We start from the raw sequence: 18,041 nt of genomic DNA, 5'->3' as shown, positions 1-18,041 counted from the left end.
GGGCGTTCATTTTGCCCCCTCTTTTCAGGCGTTTTTCACGCAGTTGCATGCGCAATTGCGGCTGCTACAACACGCAACCGAAATAGGCCAACGAGACAGACCAGCGAGACAGGTCAGCTCGCCACATAGCGTGAAGGCAGCGGCGGCGCGCCGGGCGGAATCGTCACGAGCGACGTATTCAGCCAGCTTTGCGGCGTACCGTTTGAATTGGCGTACGCGCCGACGTAAGGCATCATCAGCGTCGTCTGATACACCTGCGGTGTCCAGCCGGCCGGTGCGAGGAAGATCGACGTTGCACGCTTCTCGCTATAGGCGGAAGCGCCGTACGTCGAGATGTTCCAGAGCGTTTGCTGATACAGAAAACGCCATCGATAGTTGCGCGGCGACCCCGCAGAGGCGCATGCGCAGCAGGTCAAGGGGACGTCGGCGATAGTGTTTTTCGGCGATTGCCGACGGCTTATGCCCTTGGATTTGTGCGACGACGCCGACCGAGACCTCCACCCACTCCGACAGCGTGCCGAATGACCGGCGCAAGCCATGCAGCGAAATTCGCGGCCACCCTGTCGGTTCCAACGAGAGTTTTGAATTTAATCAATCGGCATAAATTGGCCGGTCTTTGACTGCAATCTGGATTTCGTGATGGTCGGTTGACGAAGTGGATTCCTTAAATTTGTTTAAATGCTGAAAATCAAGCGATCGTTTGGAGGGGGCTGTTAAATTTTGTATCGGAAAGGCCGCGCAATAAGGATTTTGCTAAAATCAGACGAATTACGTTTCTCCGATCGGTTAACTGACGAACCTGGGCGGCGTGGACGATCAATCAAAGGCTGGACGGCGATTAGGGTCGATCAGCAAAAGACTTCAAGAGACCAACTGTGAATTCTGCCGATCTGTTGCGGGCATTCGCTTCCGGTGTGCTCGACCAGAACAATCGACCTGTTCGCCTGCAGTGGGGACATGCTCAGAAAGCGCTTGAACAGGTGCTGGTAATCCAGCGCATCGACATCAAGGAAGGCTTGTGCGCTGGTATCGAAGGGCACCTGACATGTGTGTCAACACGTGCCGACCTGCCGCTCAAAGCCTTCATCGGATTACCAGTTTCTGTCCAGCTTGTAACCGATCGCGGAGAGATACACCAGATTTGTGGATTAGTAACGGACGCACGCGCAGGACAATCCGACGGATCGCTGGCGACGTATCAGCTCACTATTCGCGATGCCCTGTCTGTTCTGGAGAGGCGCGTCAATACCCGTATATTCCGCACAAAGAATGTGCCCGACGTCATTGAGATATTGCTTCGGGAATGGCAAAAGAAAAGCCCCGCATTGGCGAGCGCATTTGATTTCGATCTGTCTGGCATAAATCGCGGCCAGTATCCGGTGCGAGAGCTGATTTTCCAGTTTCACGAATCTGACGCCGACTTTATCCGGCGACTCTGTCGTCGTGACGGCATAGCGTGGTTCAGTGCAGCGGGCAAACGCGGACAGGCGCCGTCCGACAACAGCGGCGATATACCGGTGCACACGCTGGTGCTGTTCGACGATCCCATGAAACTGCCGGAATCAGCAGCCGGCACGATTCGCTACCACCGCGATGCCGCGACCGAAGAGCGCGATTCTGTCACGTTGTGGTCCGCTTCGCAGCAACTGGTGCCAGGCAGTGTGCAGCGCACGAGCTGGGACTACAAGGCGGGGACCATGGCGCAGGCGTCCGAGTCCAATATCGTCGATCAGGGCCCGGCGGGTAACGATCTGTCGCAACTTCTGTCGGATAGCGTTATCGACGTGCCGCATGCAGGAGACTCCTGGAGCGACTACGACAGGCTTGGCAAGGCGCGAATGCTCGCGCACGAATTGCGGGCCGTTAGCGTAGACGCAGCAAGCGGCGTGCGGGATCTCGCGGTTGGTCGCTGGTTCGAGCTGACAGGACATCCAGAAGTCGATACGCGTCCCGAAAGTGAGCGACAGTTTATCGTCACCGGCTTGCATCATCGGGCCGAGAATAACCTTCCGAAAGATCTGAACGAGCGGGCGCAAGCGCTATTCGACGCCAACCGCTGGCACTTTGACTCGTTGCCGACTGTCACGCAGTCGACGCAGGCGCTCTCGTCCGACGCGGTTGGGACGCGCTATGACAACACGTTCACCTGCGTGCGACGTGGCATAGCACTTACGCCAGCGTACGATCCGCGCGTGGATCTTCCGCATGTCTATCCGATCACCGCCCTGGTGGTTGGTCCTGAAGGCGAAGAAGTGCATTGCGACGAATTGGGGCGGATCAAGGTGCAGATTCAGGGCCTTGATCCAGACGACCATACACATGCCCAAGGTGTTGGGGCCAGCGGTACGGATCGGGATAGCGCCTATGTGCGAGTCAGCACGAGCCTGGCGGGCCAGAGCTTTGGCCACACTTCATTACCGCGGGTCGGAATGGAGGTTTCGCTGGATTTTCTGAACGGCGACCCGGACAAGATGTTTGTAACGGGCGTACTGCATAACGGACCCAACAAGCCTGCAGCGTTCAGCCACACGGGTTCACTGCCTGGCAATCGATATGTCACGGGGATCAAGACGAAGGAAATCAAAGCGGCGCGCTACAACCAGCTCAGGTTTGACGATACCCCCGGGCAGGTCAGCGGCCAGCTGGCGAGCGAACATGCTTATAGTCAATTGAACTTGGGGTATCTGACGCAGCCTCGTGACAACGGGCAAGGGCAGGATCGTGGCGAGGGAGCGGAACTGCGCACGGATGCGGCCGCCGCGCTGCGTGCCGCCAAGGGGATCCTGCTCACCACCTATGCGCGCACGCAGGCAAGCGGCGGTCAGCTCGATCGCGACGAGCTGATCACGCTGCTCGGCGAATGCTCAGAGTTGTTCAAGTCGCTCGGCGACTACGCGGGCCAGCACGGCAGCAGCCAGGCGCTCGACCCGACGGGCCAGGACGCGGTGGCCTCGGCGTTCCGTAACTGGTCGCCGGGCACTGGGGCCGCTGCCGGAGGCGCGGCCGGCAGCACCGGTGGCGGTGCTTCGCAGGCGTTGATGGCGATAGGCGCGCAAGCCGGGTCGCTGAACCTCACGCCCAAAACGCACCTTACCTACGCGGGAGAGAACATCGACCAGGTCGCGCAGCAGCACCTGCAACTGGCCAGCGGGCAGCGGCTCGCCGCGCATGCGGGCAAGGGACTGGAACTGTTCGCGGTGGCAGACGGCATCACTGCGATCGCAAACCAGGGCGATGTGACGTTGCAGGCGCAGGCGGGCGACGCGTTGGTGCAGGCCGAGAAGGACCTGCATCTGCAAGCGACGAAGGAGGTCTACATCTATGGCGACAAGATCCACCTGGTCGCCTCCGACGGCAGCTACCACACGATCGGCGGCGGCCACGAACTCGGCTCGAACGGCGCGCTGAACGTCAAAACCTCGGGCCATTCGTTCAACGGGCCGTCGACCGAATCGTCGTCGCCGGCGAGCTTCGGCAAGAGCGGCACGCAGCAGCGCTATCAACTGCATTTCCCCGACCACACCGACGACACACCGATGCATGCGGCCAACCAGGCATACAAGATCACGATGAGCGACGGACGCGTGGTGCAGGGGACGTCGGACGCTACCGGCATGACCGACCTGCTGCAGGACGACGTGATGCGTATTGCGAAGATCGACATTCTGAAACCCGAGCTCTGAGCCCCCGACAGGACGCATTGGCATGACGACCGCCCAACATGTGATCGCGCGCGGCAGCGCGGTCACCAATCCGAAATACAAGAACAAACCGCGTCATGTGAAAGTGCCCGCGGATCGCCCCGGCATCGTGATCTTCCTGCACGGCGTGAACGATCCGGGCGCGACCTACGAGAAGGTCGAGAGCGGTATTTGCCAGGGCCTGAACTGGCGCCTGAACCGCAAGGACCTGAAAGCGGGCGGCTACGGCGCGGCATGGAAAGATGCGCAGAAGACGCAGGCCGACGCCGCGAAAAGCGGCGCGAAGCTGCCGGATTCGGCCAAGACGGTGCTCAATGATCCCGATACGTATCTGTACAAGCGGCTCGAGGACACGATGACCAACAGCGTGTTCATCCCGTTCTACTGGGGTTACCGCGCGGCCGACGGCGAACTGGCGAAGAACAAGCAGGGGCAGCCGGTCAAGCTGCGTACCCAGCACCAGGACACGAAAGGCAACCGGCTTGACGCGCACTTCGCGAAGGAAGGCGGCTACTTCGACAACGCAACCAACAACATCCCCGACATGTACGGCGAGGGGTTCAAGGTCGGTGCGAAGGAGTGGGCCGCGGGCAAGCTAGCCGACAACTACACCTACATCGGCACCAGTCCGGAGCGGCTTTATTTCGTGCTGGCCGCGCACCGGCTCGCCACGCTGATCCGCGAGATTCGTTCGGCGAACCAGGGGCAGGGCACGGGCGACGACACGGTCACGGTGATCGGCCACAGCCAAGGCACCATCATCACGATGCTCGCGCAGGCGATTCTTGCCAAGGAAGGCTGTCGTCCCGCCGACGCAATTGTGATGGTCGACAGCCCGTACGCAGTGTGGGAGGCCGACAGCGAATCCCAGACCTCGCAGGCCAAGCTCAAGACGCTCGCCAACATCGTCGAGGCCGTGACGCGCGCGAAGCACACGACGCCGCCCCTCGCTGATCTCGTCTGCAGCCAGTCGAACCCGAAACACCACGGACGCACCGGCCCGAAGTGGTCACCGACGAAGGGCGTGCGGCCGCTGGGACCCGGCGGCGCCGACGCCGATTTTGCCGAACGCGACAATCGCGGCCGGGTTCACATGTACTTCTGCACCGACGACCAGGTGGTCGCGCTCGACAATATCAGGGGGATCGGCACCTACGGGCTGCCCGATTCGGTGACCACCACAGCGCTAGGTTCCGGCTCCTGGAGCAAATCGGTCGAGGTCCCGGCGATGGACGCGTTCCGGCGCGATCAGGCGCGCTTCGCGTTCTACCAGCGCTGGTGGACCAAACTCACGCGCGACGGCAAAATCGTGCCGGTCGGTCTGCCGCCGCAGACCATCACGATCCGCACCAAGGAAGAACCGCGTTATCCGGGCAGCGGCATAGCGGCTGCGGCGAGCCAGCACCCGTACCGCAAGCTGACCTCGAGCGCGCCACGCGACGGCAGCAACGAACGCTGGGTCAACGGCGAGGAAATCACGCCGCATTACGCGCCGAACCTGTTCGGCACCGAAACGCGCGGCAGTGACGGCAACCCGAGCGGCAAAGTGCCGGTGGACGCGGTGGGCGTCAACGTCGCGCTCGGCAACCCGAGGGCGGGTTTCGAACAGCAGGTGGTCACGGGCATTCCGGCTTCCGTTCAGGCCCAGATTGACAGCACCCCCGGCGGGGATGCGAAGGGAAACGTGGTCAAGCAGTGGTTCAACAACCAGAACCCGGACGAGAACGACCAGACCGCCAACGTGTTCACTCCTGACGGTGGGGTCAATTTTCTGCGCGACGAAACACCGAACGAGATTCGCAAGCGCCTGACCGGTATCGACGCGACCGACAACAACTATCACTCCGGCATCCTCAACGATTCGGCGAACATCCGCGCGGTGGCCGCGATGGACGTGGCGATCGGCCAGGCTCGGACGCTCGACGATCCGGCTTGGCGTGCGGCGCTCGCAGCGCTCGCCGACTGGCGTACCGACTGGTCGACAGTGCCCGCCAACGTCAATGCGATCTACACGAGCAAGTTTAGCGATCATGCGCGGCAGGTGGTCAATGCGACTTTCAAATACTATTCGGGCGGCGAGTTTCCTAGCGAAGCGGTGGTACCACGCCACTGGCCACCGCTCGTGGTGAGCCAGACCACGGACGAACGCTCGGATGGCAAGAACGACCCGGGGATCATCGGATGAGCGTGACTACACTGCCGCGCTGGCGTGGCGAGCTTGTGGGCCAAGGTGACGATGCGTCCGTCACGGCGCCGCGAATCGGAAGCGACCGGTGCGATGCCGGTCGGGAATGGAAATCGAGGTCATACGCATGAGCGGAACACTGTTATTGGGAATCGTGGTGGTCGCTTGCGTCGCGGTGCTGTCGTTCCTTGCGCTGAGATGGCGCTCGGCGAACGCGGCGACGCCGGTCTCCGGCGTCGCCGCCAGTGCAGATGTCGCCACTGCGGGCGGTTCGGCCAAGGCGGCTCGTGCAGAGGGGGCCGCCGCCGCAAGCGCCGATCCGCGCCCCGCCCGGCTCGAACTGCGCGGCGTCGGCCTGCGCATTGACATCTGGGCGCAGACTGACGTCTGGCAGTTGCTGAAGGAGCAGAAGGACGCCTATCGCAGCGTGCTGTCCACCAATCCCGCCGACTACCCGCGCGACGCGTCCCGGATCCAGGAGCAGGCGACGGGAGCACTTGGGTCTTCGTTCAGGTATTGCGCAGGCGAGGGCGTCGAGCGTTGGCCAATTCCGGTCGTGGTCTTCGGGCCGCCTAAGGCCGCTGATATAAACAACCCGATTGCCAACCTGATCACCACGAACCGGCAGCGTGCGAGCCTCCCGCTGCACATGTTCCTGACCGCTCAAGCCGCCAACGTCGCGAATCCGCAGGCGCAGATCGACTATCTGTTCGATTTTTTCGCCGCGAACCCGCGCGTGCCGGAATTACTCGTCTACGGAGTCGACGGCGAAGCGGTGCGCAGCTGGTTCGAACATGTGAGCGTGCCTGACGGACCACGCGTGCCGTCGCAGTTTGATGCGATGGCAGGGCTGCTGGTCGCGCGCTCGGATCGTGTGGACGCGTACGTCCGCCCGTTCGTCAACGGGGATCCGCACGGCGCCGGCCCCGACGACCGTCAGTACGACACCATCAAGGCAGCGAACTTCTACTGGAACGTCAACGCTGAGCCGAAGGAGGGCCTCGACGTCTCGCCGCCGACCGTCGCGCAATGGCAAGCAAAGGCGCCGCTACTAACGCCCGAGCTCAACAACTCGGGCCCCGGCTCGTTCGTGCCTGATGCGTCGCTGCCGTCGCGCTGGGCTCGCTGGCAGCTCGAGGAATTCGATGCCGCGCCGCTGCTCGGTTATCTGCATCGGCCGGTCGCTATCCGCCTGACGGACGGGAGCGGCCAGCCGCTCAAAGGCACCGCGCGTACCGTTGCAGTGCGTGATGGCTGGCAGGCCGTGCGCGCGCAGCTACCGGCTGGAGAAACGCTGGCCAGAGTGTTCTTCGACAGCTTGGCGCAGCCGGCCGTGCTACCGCTGCTGCATCTCCCCGGTATCGACGACGTGCCTGACCCGACCAGTCTCGGCGAGGGTTTTGATGTCGGTCGCCGCATCGGCGCGCTCGGAATCATGGGCCCGATGGTCGGCCTTGGTTTGTCTGCAATGGCGGGGTATGAGCTTGGTCACGGCAGCGTGACTGCGAACCTCGCGCCCGATGGCCAGTTGCACCTGATCCTCGTCACGCCGCCCGACGCGGCTGGCAAGGCGGCCAATGTGCAGGATCGCAAGCTGCCGGCCGATCCGTTCGTTCATCTTGTTCCAGGAGGTTGATTCATCATGTCGAGCCCATTGCGCGCGCTCGTGTTCGTTGCCCTCACGGCCGCCGCGTTCGCGGCGCCCGTCGCGCATGCCGCGGGGCTGGCGGGTACGTATGAAATCTGTCGCACCTCGGCCGACGAGCAGGGTTGGGATGCCGAGAAACGCGACCTGCGGATCCGCTTCACCGACCAAGGCGGCAAATACGCGGTCGAATTCCGCATCAAGGCGAATGGCCCCTGGAAACTCGATTCCGACGGCCCGTACGAGGCGCAGCCACCGTCGCGTTTCCGCGAGCTTTCCGGTGCACCCAACATGTCGCCCGAGTCGGGGGCGGTGCCGGACGGCGTGCGTCCGTCGAAGGACGTGCCGCTCGAAACCGTAGTCGTGCCGGGCACGGCCGTCTTCATGCTGATGGCCGCGGACTGGTTCCGCCGAAATCGCGAGGCCAACGTGCCCTACGACACCAACGTGATCGGAGTGTTCGTACCGAAGGAAGGGCGCGACGCGCGCCGGGTCCTGCTGTGCCGCGTCTGATGCGGAGCGTTTCGGGCCGCGTGGCCCACTATCACGAAGGTCGCTATGACACGTCCGTTCATCTGTATCGGCGATACGCATAGTCACGGTGGCGCTGTGACGACCGGCGCCACCGATTCCGACATCGGCGGTAAGCCGATCGCGCGTGTCGGCGACACCGCGATCTGCAGCGTGCATGGCTCCGTGGTGATCGTGTCGGGCGATTCGAACGTCACGATCGGCGGTCGGCCGGTCGCGCGCGATGGCGACAAGCTCAGTTGCGGCGCGGTGCTGATCGCCTCCCAGCGGCAGACCGACAGCGCCTGATTGCGATGCGCGGCACGCCCGCGTCCGTGCCTGAACCGTGCGCATCAACCGCGCTTGCGTCCCTCCCACAGCAGCGGCACCAACGCGCCAGCATCGAGCCGTACCTCGTCTCGTCCGATCTCGCTTGGCAGCGCATGCCAGGGAATCGCGGGGCTGCGATGGTGTTGCAGATGCAGGTTGATGTGATACGGCCACAGCAGAACGCGTCCGAGCCAGCCTACGCGCCATGAATAGGTCCAGTCGGCCCAACCCGGCGTCGCATGCGGGCCGCCGCTGTGCTCGGCCATGCTGCGGATCTTCTGGATCATCACCGACAGGGTGAGTAGAGGCCCGAACCAGAGCAACGCGACGATCGCGAGCGTATGCGCTGAACAGGCGGCGACCAGTGTCGCGACGATTGCGATCCAGACCGCCGCAGCGGCAAGAAACGGTCTTCTGAGGCGAATCGGTTGCGGATTCGAGCGGCGATAGGCGGCCATGTTGCGGACCATGTTCAGCACGAGCAGGTCACCGAGCAGTTGCCGCGCGAGTGCAAGTGCGCCGAGCGGCCGGAACCGCCATGGCTGGCCGTAATAGAGGAATTGGCGCTCGGGGTCGCGCGGCGTGCCGACTTCGCGATGATGGGCCAGATGCAGCGGACGATAGAACTCGACCGGCACAAGGCCGGGTACTCCGATCGCGGTATTGATCAGGAAGTCGTTGGCGCGGCGGCGGCGCGTCAGGTGGTAGTGCGTCGCGTCGTGATAGAGGATGAACAGCGCGTGCTGCCGCGTCGCGATCACGAGTGCGGCCAGCGCATAGAGGTAACCATCGCCGCATACGACGGCGAGCCGCAGCGTGATGACGATGCCGCTCCATTCGGCGAGCAGCGCGCTCATGGTCCGCAGGTCGATGTCGAGCCGCATCAGCACGAGCGTGGCCGCCGCCGCGCTCAGGCCCACCGCAATACCGTAGCCGACGTCAGCCACCATGTGCTGCCCGGTCGTCAATACCGTTACGGCGAGCAGCGCGCTCCAGGCGATGAACACCGCGCCGATGCGTTCACGCAGGCGGGCCAGCACCACTGCGATCGCGACGGGAAGCGCGACGTGCCCGCTTGGCGATGCTGCCAGCGGAGAATCGATCCGGTACAACCAGGCGAGCCATCCGTCGGCTGCGTCGGGCCGCACGACCTCGGTCGGATGAAACAGATGGCAGAACAGGCAGGCGATTGCCGCCAGCGCACCGGCTAAAAACGCGGGCAGCAGCCACGTGCGATCGCGCCCTACAGCGACGAGCGCCGGCATCACGAGCAGGTAGCTGAGGTAGAGCGGCACCGTGAGCGGCCAGTGCGGGATCGTGCGGTCGAGCGGGCCAGGCCCGATCGGCGCGACTGGGCCGAGAGGAAAGTGTGTGACGAAACCGTAGAACAGGCCCGTGACGACCAGGTAGATCGCGAGCACGAGCCAGGGCCGGGAAAGCGGTACGACGTTAGCGTTGGGGTGGAGTGAGGCAGGAACCATGTTCGGGGCCGGGCGCGAGCGAGCGGCTATCATAACAAGCTGTTCAAACTAGGAGAGATACGCGATGGATCTGCGCGCCACCGTCGTCGCGCGTGCGGCTTTGTGTTCCGACGAAGTCGAACGGATGTTCTCGCTCTACGCAGCCTCGTATCGCGACACGGTTCGCGCGCGCTTTCTCGACGATCTCGGCGACAAGACGCATTGCATCGTCCTGCGCGACGGTGACGGGACGATCCAGGGGTTCTCGACGCTCAAGCTGTACGAGACGCGCTGGCGCGAGATGGCGATCCGCGTGATGTTCTCGGGCGACACCATCATCGACCCCGCGCACTGGGGCACGCAACAACTAGCCTTCGCGTGGATCCGTCATGCGGGCGAAGTTCAGCGCGCCGCGCCCGCAGTGCCGCTCTACTGGTTCCTGATCTGTAAGGGACATCGCACCTACCGTTATCTCGGCGCGTTCGCTCGCCACTACCTGCCGCGAGCCGGCGCGCTGGCCGATGGGAACGATTCGGCCGATGCTGCTGCGCAGGATCTGCTCGACCATCTCGCGACCGAGCGTTATGGCCGTGCCTACGATCGCGTCGCGGGTATTCTGTCGTTCGACGTGCCGCAAGGGCGGCTTGCGCCCGAGCTTGCGAGCGTCCCCGACGCGCACCGGCGTATCGGCGACGTCGCGTATTTCCTGCAGCGCAACCCCGGTTATGCGTGCGGCGACGAGCTCGTCTGCATCTGCGAGTTGTCGGCGGCGAACCTGCGGCCGCTCGCGCGGCGACTGTTCGATGGTGCTTGAGCCGCAACCGCTCATGAGAATCCGCCAGGCGCTGCCGGACGACAATCCGCGCATCCTCGATTTCCAGGCGCGGCATGCGATGCGGGGCAGCCTGCCGATGCGCTTTGATCGCGCGCCCGACTATTTCGCACTGCACCGTTGTCATGGCCCGTTCCATGAAGTCTGGTGCGCTGAGGACGAACATGGCGCCTTGAAGGGGATCGCGAGCCTCGTCGTGCGCGACGGGTATCTCGAAGGCGCCGCGCGGCCGGTAGCCTACCTCGGTGATTTGCGCCTGATGCCTGACCGGCGCCTGTCGCGCGAATGGATGGGAGTGGTGCGCGATCGCCTGGCCACGCTTCGAAGCGAAGCTGGCGTCGAACATGCGTACTGCTGCATGATTCGCGACAACCGGCTGGCCGTGCAGTCGCTCGTGCAATCGCGACGCGCGAGTCGGCTGCGTTTCGCGCACTGGCGCGGCTACGAGAATATCTCCGTCTACGCGCGGCGTGGCCTGTGGGATGCGAACCGGGTACCCGCTGGCGTGCGCATCGTCGAGGCGCAGCCGCATCATGCCGACGTGCTGCGAGCGTTCCTCGACGCGCAGTCGCGCCGGCAGCCGTTCGGCTGCGTGTTCTCGGAGCAGGAGTTCGCACGCCGCCTCGACACATGGCCCGCGTTCGGCATCGGTTCGTTCCTGCTGGCGTTCGATGTGCGCGGCAGGCTCGTTGGCTGCGTCGCGCCCTGGGATGCTTCCGCGATCAAGCGCATCGTGCTCGAACGTCTGCCGCTGTCGCTGCGTGCCGTGCGCGCCGTGTTCAACGGCCTCGCACCGCTGTTGCGCAGGCCGCGCATCGCGGCGCCCGGCGAGCCGCTGGGTGACGTGTACCTAACGCATCTGCAGGTGCGCGAGCGCGACCCGGCGATCTTCGCGGCGTTGATCGACGCGGCTTGGGCTCGCCTGCGCCACCAGCATGCGCTGATACAGCTGTGCCTTTACGACGACGATCCGCTTTGGGCCGCGATGGGGCGTTACCGCCATGCGAGCACCCCCATGGATCTGTACACCTTGCCGACCGGGGATGCGGACGCCGAGGTGCCGGCCGATATTTCGCCGGCGGGCCCGATTCCCGGCTTCGAGATCTATCTGGTTTGAGGTCCGCGGGTGCTGCCGCGCGTGACGTACAGCAGGTCGGCAAGCGCAAGCCAGAAACGGCCCGCGTCGAAACCGAGGCCTCCGATCACGGGCTGACCATGATCGAGGCGCGGCAGGCAGATTTGCGGATGGCCCGGCAGCACCTGGTGCTCGAGGTAGAACTGGCCATCGTGAGCGCAGCCGGGGCGAAAGCCGTTCAGCCGCGCATGATGCGAATCGAAGCGTGTGGCCGCCGTGATCGACCAGCTGACCGCATGCACGAGATGGAGGTCGTCGGGAATTGCGGCCAGCATCGCACCGACACGCGGGTCGCGCCGGCTGCTGATGTCGCGCGTGCCGCCGGCCGCCCAGCGTGAGTTCAGCAGCCGGCGCGCGATACGTTCCGTCACCGGCGCGGTCATCACTGGCCCGGATTTGCCGACGGACTCACCAAAGATCGCATCGACGATCGCCGACGGACCCACGGGCGGCTGCACCAGCGCGATACCCGTGCAACGCGCGCGTAACGCCGGATCACCGGTCAGGGCGGCCAGCGTATCGATGCCCCCCTTACTGTGCGTGAGCGCGACGAAGTCTCCCGATACCGGCAGGCGCGCACGCAGGAACGCGGCGATATGCGCGCCCTGGTCGAACACGTCGCGCGCCGAGCGTACCGGCACCGTTAGCACGGGATAACCGGCTGCGCACAAGGTCCGGCGCGCGGCACGATGGCAGCCAGGCAACCATTCGGAATAGAGTCCCGCGATCAACACGATGGTGGTGGTGGCGGGCAGGCGCGCCGTGTTGTGTATCCAGCCTTCGATGAAGTGCGGCGTCAGGTCGAGGCCGGCTCCCGGGGGGCGGAAAGGCGTTGTCGGGTAGAACGTCCGCCAGTCGTCGAAACCGTCGGGCGCCCACGCGGCCGGCTTCAACGCGTCGGTTCCGCGACGGCCTGACCGGCCGCGCCGATCACTCGGGCGGCGATGCGGCGGCGCGTGGCGCGTAGCGTGAGGAACGGGATCGGGCATCGCGCGGGATACGTTTCCGGTTGTTCAGGCATCTGATGTATTCTCCGGGGCAATTCAACGCAATTTCGAATCATGAGCCTACCGACCGCCACTGCCGATGCGGCGCAGACCCGGCGCTACGATCGGGGGAACCTGCTGATCTGCGCGCTGCAGACCTGCGTCTGGGCCGGCACGCTGACGTGGCTTTCGCACACTGACGCGGGGCCGATCAAGTGGCTCGTGCTGGTGCCGTTCTGTCTCGTGATGCAGGGCGTGTTCTCGATGATGCACGAGTGCTTCCACGGCTCCGCGCATCGTCTGCCGGGCGTGAATTATACGATGATGATCTGGGCTTCGACGATGTTCGGCGCCGCCGCGACGCTGATCCACGTGAACCATCTCGGCCACCATGCCCGCAATCGCACCCGTGCCGAACGCGCCGACTTCGCGCTGCCTGAGGAGTCCCTGGCCCGCAAGTGCATCGAGTACTACCTCGCGATTCTCGGTGGCATCTGGCTGGGCGCGTGCGTCGGCAGCATCGTGCTTGCGTTGCTTCCCGCGTCGGTCACGGAGCGCTGGTTGATGCGCGGCGGCGACAACACCTATGCCACCGCATTCAGCGAATTCAGTGCAGCCGATTTCCGGTGCATCCGCTATGAGACGCTGGGCGGCATCGTCGTCTGGCTCGCGTTGGGCTGGCTGCTCGGGTGGTCGCCGATGGTCTTGCTGATCAGCTACGTGGCGTTTGCGTTCTCGTGGTCGTCGTTGCAATGGATCTATCACATGCGTACGCCGCTCGACGTGGTCGAAGGCACCTACAACCTGCGTGCACCGCGGCTCGTGCGGTGGCTGTTGCTCAACTTCAACTACAACCTCACGCACCACCGGCACCCTGCGTTGCGCTGGCAGCAGATGCATGCGGCGTCGGAGCCGCGCGAGACTCGGCCGCTCTGGTACGGCTGGCTCGGCATCTTCCTGCCGCCTCGCCGACTGCCCGACGACCTCTCGCAACTCGACAAGACCTACTTCTGATGAACGCCGTGATCTTCGAGCCGTCCGATGCTTGGGCCATGTTCGTCCGCGCGGCACAGCCCGACGTCGAACGCTGGCAGGCCGCACTCGACGCGCCGGACACGGCACAGGCGCGCAGGCTCGCACAATTGCTCGAAGCCGGCCGCGATACCGCGTTCGGGCGGCAGCACGGGTTCTCGGAGATTCGGTCCGCCGACCAGTTTCGTGACCGCGTGCCGATCCGCGATACTGCCGCGTTCCTGCCTTGGCTCGAACGCGCGGCGCAGGAACCGGAGCCGGTACTGACGCGCGAGTGGCCGGCGTTCTTCGAGCGCACGAGCGGAAGCACCGCGCGCAGTAAGCTGATTCCCTACACGCCCGCGTTCCTGCGCGAACTGCAGGCGGCGATGATCGTCTGGCTCGCCGACATGGCGCGTGAGCATCCGGACATTACGGCAGGCCGTGCGTACTGGTCGATGTCGCCAGCTTTGCAGGGTCCGGGCATGACGTCGAACGGCATTGCAATCGGTTCCGCTAGCGATCTCGATTATCTCGGCGGCGGCAGCAGCGCGGCGGCGCTCGCAGCCACGCTGCTGGTGCCGCCGCTCGACGGCGATCCCACTGTATGGCGGCGGCAGACGCTGCGCGCGCTGGTGGCCGATGAGACGCTGGCGTTGCTCAGCGTCTGGAGCCCGACGTTCCTGACGAGCCTGCTGCGCCCATTGTTTTCGCCTGGAGAACCCGATAGCACGCGTGATCTCGAATGGATCGAGGCAAACCTGCCGGCTGCGCGCGCGGCGGCGTTGCGGAAGGCGATCACGCGCGGCCGGTGCGATGCGTTGTGGCCGCAGCTGGCGGCAGTCAGCAGCTGGATGGACGGCCCAAGCCGTGTCTATGCCGAATCGCTGCGCACGCGGTTCCCGGCGGCCGTGCAGTGGCTGCCGAAAGGGCTGCTCGCCACCGAGGGCGTCGTCAGTATTCCGTTCGGTGACGGCGACGGCTGTCCACTCGCGATCGGCAGCCACTATCTCGAGTTCGTGTTCGACGATGGCCGTGTCTGCGATGTCTCGGGCCTCGCGCCTGGCGATGAGGCGGTTGTGCTACTGACGACGGGCGGCGGCCTTTATCGTTACGCGCTTGGCGATCGTGTACGCGTGACGCGGTTCACAGGGCGAACGCCGTGCATTGCGTTCATGGGCCGCGCGGGCGCGAGTTGTGACCTGGTCGGCGAGAAGCTCGACGAGCGCATGGTGGGCGATGCGCTCGCTCCCGTGTTCGCGAGCGGGGCGAGTGCCTGCCTCGTTCCCGATGCGCAGGCCGATGTCCCGCATTACGTGATGCTGCTAGCGGGTGTGCCGCGAGAAAGCGCGGAAATGCTGCGCGACGCCATCGAAACACGGCTCGACCGGATTTTTCACTATTCTCATGCGCGCCGCATCGGTCAGTTGGACCCGCTGCGTGTGCGCTGGCTGTCGGATGCTCCGGCGCGGCTCGGCGACTTGCTGCAGCATGCGGCGGAGCGCTCCGGCATCCGCGCTGGCGACGTCAAGCCGAGCCCGCTTGTCAATCGGTTACCGATGGCCGAACTTGTGCTAGGCACGAGCGAATGGTGGCAGCATGAATAAGCGGACGATCGCTGTGATGGCCGATGCGAAACAGGCGGAAGGCGCGGAGCCAGTCTGCGGGGCAGCCCACGCCTGCGCTCACGATCCCGACATGAGCGCGCAGATGCAAGCCGACGGCCTGCACGAACAATGGTTCGTCGCTTGCGCTGAGTCTGAACTGCGTCGCGACAAGCCGGTGCGCGCGAAGGTGCTCGGCATTGGCATCGTCGTGTTCCGTGAGCGCGACGGCAACGTGGCCGCGCTGATCGACCAGTGCGTACATCGTGGCACGCGGCTGTCGGCCGGTAAGGTCGACGGCGGCCAGCTCGTCTGCCCGTATCACGGCTGGCGCTACGATGGCAGCGGGCAGGTCTTGCGGGTACCGAGCATCGACGGCACGCGGCCGCTCGCGGCACCGCGCGACTATCCGTTCCGGCAACGCGCGTTGCCGGTGCAGGTGCTCGACGGTCTCGTCTGGGTTTATCCCGGCAACGGCGATGCGGCGGCGCGAGCGATCTTCCGGATGCCGCTGCGCGATACCGCGCCTTGGCAGTCGTATTACATGATCAACACGTTCGACGGCGACATCGGCATGCTCGCGCAGAATTTCATGGACGTGCCGCATACCGTGTTCGTGCACGATGGCATCTTCCGCAGCAGTCGCGGCAAGCCGATGGACACTACCGTGACGACACGGCCCGACAGCGTGCTCGTCACCTATCACGACGGCGACGATCGCATCGGCTTCTGTCTCGACTGGCTGACCAATCCCGACCGCGTGCCGCTGGTGCATACCGACCGGTTCATCGCGCCGAACGTGACGCGCTGCGAGTATCGCTGGGGCGAACGTTCCGGCTTCCTGATCGTCAGCCAGATCACGCCGATCGATGCACACAGTTCGCGCGTCTATACCTACATCGCCTATCGCTTCCGGCTGCCGCGCTGGCTGCTGCGGGCGCTGCGGCCTCTATTGCACATCTACACGCATCTGGTGATCCAGCAAGACGTGCGGATCATGCGTGCGCACCGCGAGGGGCTCGACAACGCGCCCGATTTCCGGCCGCACAACGTGCGTGCGGATACCGTGCACATGTCGATTGACCGGCTGCTCGATGCGGTGAAACGTGGCGAAACCTTACCCGACGAGCATTGCGGCGAGAAGCCGATGCGCTTCGAGTTGTAACGGGGAGGGTGCCGACGTGCGTCAGCGGGGCGGCGCTGACACCTCGGCCGGCGCCTGCGCCAGCAGATGGCGATGCACGGCCGGCAGATGCTCGAGCGCGAGCGCCGGATATGCGTGATGGACCTGATGGAAGCCGATATTGCGCGGATACAGCACGAGCTTGCCGATCCAGCCCAGCGTGAACGTGCGCGTCATGCGCCAGACCGTTTCCGGCGAGCGATCGGCGATCGTCTCATGATCATGTTCGAGTAGCACGCGGTTTGCGTTCATGATGCCGCCCAGGATCCACGGCAGTCCGTAATAGCCGAAGAACGGCAGGTCCCAATGGACGACCGCCGCGATCGCAAGCAGATACGCTGCGCAATGCGGTAGGTCGCGTTTCGCGCAGGCGATCACTTCCGGATGGTGACGCAGGTCGTCACGCGAACGGTCCTGCATGAAGCCGCGTGCGTAGAAAGGCCGATAAGTCGGAAACAGCAGCGCGAACGGAGAAGTGAGCGCGCGCAACGGCCACCAGACCGGCAGCAGCGCGCCGCGCAACATCATCGCGCGGCGAATCCAGCCGCCGCGCGCGGCGAGCCGGTGCAGATAGGGGTCTTGCGCCGTGCCGACCGCGCGGTGATGGCGCAGGTGGTGATAGCGCATCGCCGCGATCGACGAGCCGATCGGCCAGCCGGCCAGCGCATCGACAAGCGCGAGCGGCGGCATTATGCGGCGCATTGGCAGATGGCAGGCGTCGTGCAGGATCACGCCCAGCGCCTGCAGCCGCCCAGCAATCAGCACGATGCCGGCTGCATGGACCAGCGGGCTCGGCGTCGACGCCATCACGAGCCAGCAGGCGAGGATGCCGAGCCAGTCGACGCAGGCATAACGCACCAGCCGCCACGGCCGCGCGCTACCAACGAACGGCAGCGTTCGTGCGAGTTCGGCGGGTGTCGGCAGGGCGGTGACGGGCATTGAAGAGAGTTCGTTGATCGGCGACGGGAAGATGCGGCGCCAGGCTTATGCGAGCACGCCGCGCGGTTCCGGCGGAGGCGCCCGTTGCTTGACGAGAGGGGAATAAACGGAAGGTCCGCTGGTGTGTGTATTCGATAGCGATGAGATATTGTCTCAGTGCCGAGGCAGCTTTGCATCAGCAATTTCAGCATACGTTGGAAAACGAAGCAATGTGAACCTTTCAGAGTATAAAACCGGCGCTTATAGCGCTCTAAGAAACTATACAGCGGTAATCTCTTAACTCTCGCGGAAGACCGATAACGATAGCCTAGTTGGCTGTACACCGATTTCGCAGGGCGAGATGGCACATGCATGTAGCCGGACCGAGGTCACCCAAAATGCCGACACCGTGCGTACACGGAATCGAGACAGCAAAAAGCCCAGCCGTGTAGGCTGGGCTACGTGCGCGAATTTCTTTGGTAGGCGTGACGGATTCTAACTGTCGACCTTGGCGCTCGGGTGGGTTTAAAGGATGCCGACC

15 protein-coding genes and 1 pseudogene are annotated in these 18,041 nt (G+C 64.4%); 10 read left to right on the top strand and 6 right to left on the bottom strand.

Features of this window, described 5'->3' with window-relative positions:
• Nucleotides 1-113: 113 nt before the first annotated feature.
• Both KHO33_RS31125 and KHO33_RS42285 read right to left on the bottom strand, forming a co-directional pair.
• Nucleotides 114-416, bottom strand: a complete 303-nt coding sequence (locus tag KHO33_RS31125; protein WP_234480493.1) for a hypothetical protein — start codon at nt 414-416, stop codon at nt 114-116.
• Nucleotides 307-555: pseudogene (locus tag KHO33_RS42285) on the bottom strand (hypothetical protein); the annotation flags it as partial. The pseudogene KHO33_RS42285 and the gene KHO33_RS31125, both read right to left, overlap by 110 nt.
• A gap of 320 nt (nt 556-875) precedes the next feature.
• Here KHO33_RS42285 and KHO33_RS31120 point away from each other — a divergent pair.
• The 5 genes from KHO33_RS31120 (at nt 876) to KHO33_RS31100 (ending at nt 8,350) form a co-directional block, all read left to right on the top strand.
• Nucleotides 876-3,683 (top strand): type VI secretion system Vgr family protein, encoded by a 2,808-nt coding sequence (locus KHO33_RS31120; RefSeq protein ID WP_200563760.1) that lies wholly within the window; start codon nt 876-878, stop codon nt 3,681-3,683.
• Between the two features lie 22 nt (nt 3,684-3,705).
• Complete coding sequence (locus tag KHO33_RS31115; protein ID WP_200563758.1) at nt 3,706-5,886, top strand: T6SS effector phospholipase Tle3 domain-containing protein; 2,181 nt, start codon at nt 3,706-3,708, stop codon at nt 5,884-5,886.
• 127 nt (nt 5,887-6,013) lie between these two features.
• Entirely contained in the window at nt 6,014-7,522 is a 1,509-nt protein-coding gene (locus tag KHO33_RS31110) for a type VI lipase adapter Tla3 domain-containing protein (RefSeq protein WP_200563756.1), read from the top strand.
• 6 nt (nt 7,523-7,528) lie between these two features.
• Complete coding sequence (locus tag KHO33_RS31105) at nt 7,529-8,044, top strand: hypothetical protein (protein WP_200563754.1); 516 nt, start codon at nt 7,529-7,531, stop codon at nt 8,042-8,044.
• 45 nt (nt 8,045-8,089) lie between these two features.
• Complete coding sequence (locus KHO33_RS31100) at nt 8,090-8,350, top strand: PAAR domain-containing protein (protein WP_200563752.1); 261 nt, start codon at nt 8,090-8,092, stop codon at nt 8,348-8,350.
• Nucleotides 8,351-8,394: 44 nt separating this feature from the next.
• Here the strand turns inward: KHO33_RS31100 and KHO33_RS31095 are convergent, their stop codons facing one another.
• Entirely contained in the window at nt 8,395-9,852 is a 1,458-nt protein-coding gene (locus KHO33_RS31095; protein ID WP_200563750.1) for a fatty acid desaturase, read from the bottom strand.
• 64 nt (nt 9,853-9,916) lie between these two features.
• Here KHO33_RS31095 and KHO33_RS31090 point away from each other — a divergent pair, with 64 nt between their 5' ends.
• A complete protein-coding gene (locus tag KHO33_RS31090; protein WP_200563748.1) occupies nt 9,917-10,645 on the top strand; it encodes a hypothetical protein in 729 nt (242 codons plus the stop codon).
• 13 nt (nt 10,646-10,658) lie between these two features.
• Entirely contained in the window at nt 10,659-11,780 is a 1,122-nt protein-coding gene (locus tag KHO33_RS31085; RefSeq protein WP_200563746.1) for a hypothetical protein, read from the top strand.
• Here KHO33_RS31085 and KHO33_RS31080 read toward each other — a convergent pair.
• Both KHO33_RS31080 and KHO33_RS42670 read right to left on the bottom strand, forming a co-directional pair.
• Nucleotides 11,768-12,691: a lipase family protein gene (locus tag KHO33_RS31080; protein ID WP_200563744.1), complete on the bottom strand. Its 924-nt coding sequence runs from the start codon at nt 12,689-12,691 to the stop codon at nt 11,768-11,770. The genes KHO33_RS31085 and KHO33_RS31080 overlap by 13 nt on opposite strands.
• Nucleotides 12,688-12,819 carry a hypothetical protein gene (locus KHO33_RS42670; RefSeq protein ID WP_267914819.1) on the bottom strand — a complete coding sequence of 44 codons (132 nt, stop codon included), beginning with the start codon at nt 12,817-12,819 and terminating at the stop codon, nt 12,688-12,690. Before KHO33_RS42670 ends, KHO33_RS31080 begins: the two co-directional genes overlap by 4 nt.
• 40 nt (nt 12,820-12,859) lie before the next feature.
• Here KHO33_RS42670 and KHO33_RS31075 point away from each other — a divergent pair, with 40 nt between their 5' ends.
• Genes KHO33_RS31075 through KHO33_RS31065 form a run of 3 tightly spaced genes read left to right on the top strand, consistent with a single transcriptional unit; the run spans nt 12,860 to nt 16,564 of the window.
• Complete coding sequence (locus KHO33_RS31075; protein WP_200563742.1) at nt 12,860-13,798, top strand: fatty acid desaturase family protein; 939 nt, start codon at nt 12,860-12,862, stop codon at nt 13,796-13,798.
• Nucleotides 13,798-15,402, top strand: coding sequence for a GH3 family domain-containing protein (locus KHO33_RS31070; RefSeq protein ID WP_200563741.1), 1,605 nt, complete (start codon nt 13,798-13,800; stop codon nt 15,400-15,402). The genes KHO33_RS31075 and KHO33_RS31070 overlap by 1 nt, the downstream gene beginning before the upstream one ends.
• A complete protein-coding gene (locus KHO33_RS31065; RefSeq protein WP_234480469.1) occupies nt 15,395-16,564 on the top strand; it encodes an aromatic ring-hydroxylating oxygenase subunit alpha in 1,170 nt (389 codons plus the stop codon). The genes KHO33_RS31070 and KHO33_RS31065 overlap by 8 nt, the downstream gene beginning before the upstream one ends.
• Before the next feature lie 21 nt (nt 16,565-16,585).
• Here KHO33_RS31065 and KHO33_RS31060 read toward each other — a convergent pair whose 3' ends face one another.
• Entirely contained in the window at nt 16,586-17,521 is a 936-nt protein-coding gene (locus KHO33_RS31060; protein WP_200563739.1) for a fatty acid desaturase family protein, read from the bottom strand.
• Between the last annotated feature and the right edge of the window lie 520 nt (nt 17,522-18,041).

It is taken from the genome of Paraburkholderia nemoris, assembly GCF_905221015.1.
GTDB classification, from domain to species: Bacteria; Pseudomonadota; Gammaproteobacteria; order Burkholderiales; family Burkholderiaceae; genus Paraburkholderia; species Paraburkholderia nemoris.
This window is presented reverse-complemented; position numbering and strand designations above follow the sequence as displayed.

Excerpts from the sequence above, each read along its gene's own strand:
- KHO33_RS31060 (WP_200563739.1), bottom strand. The coding sequence starts at position 17,521 with ATGCCCGTCACCGCCCTGCCGACACCCGCCGAACTCGCACGAACGCTG.
- KHO33_RS31115 (WP_200563758.1), top strand. The coding sequence starts at position 3,706 with ATGACGACCGCCCAACATGTGATCGCGCGCGGCAGCGCGGTCACCAAT.
- KHO33_RS31110 (WP_200563756.1), top strand. The coding sequence starts at position 6,014 with ATGAGCGGAACACTGTTATTGGGAATCGTGGTGGTCGCTTGCGTCGCG.
- KHO33_RS31105 (WP_200563754.1), top strand. The coding sequence starts at position 7,529 with ATGTCGAGCCCATTGCGCGCGCTCGTGTTCGTTGCCCTCACGGCCGCC.
- KHO33_RS31070 (WP_200563741.1), top strand. The coding sequence starts at position 13,798 with ATGAACGCCGTGATCTTCGAGCCGTCCGATGCTTGGGCCATGTTCGTC.
- KHO33_RS31095 (WP_200563750.1), bottom strand. The coding sequence starts at position 9,852 with ATGGTTCCTGCCTCACTCCACCCCAACGCTAACGTCGTACCGCTTTCC.
- KHO33_RS31075 (WP_200563742.1), top strand. The coding sequence starts at position 12,860 with ATGAGCCTACCGACCGCCACTGCCGATGCGGCGCAGACCCGGCGCTAC.
- KHO33_RS31090 (WP_200563748.1), top strand. The coding sequence starts at position 9,917 with ATGGATCTGCGCGCCACCGTCGTCGCGCGTGCGGCTTTGTGTTCCGAC.
- KHO33_RS31065 (WP_234480469.1), top strand. The coding sequence starts at position 15,395 with ATGAATAAGCGGACGATCGCTGTGATGGCCGATGCGAAACAGGCGGAA.
- KHO33_RS31100 (WP_200563752.1), top strand. The coding sequence starts at position 8,090 with ATGACACGTCCGTTCATCTGTATCGGCGATACGCATAGTCACGGTGGC.
- KHO33_RS42670 (WP_267914819.1), bottom strand. The coding sequence starts at position 12,819 with ATGCCTGAACAACCGGAAACGTATCCCGCGCGATGCCCGATCCCGTTC.
- KHO33_RS31085 (WP_200563746.1), top strand. The coding sequence starts at position 10,659 with ATGAGAATCCGCCAGGCGCTGCCGGACGACAATCCGCGCATCCTCGAT.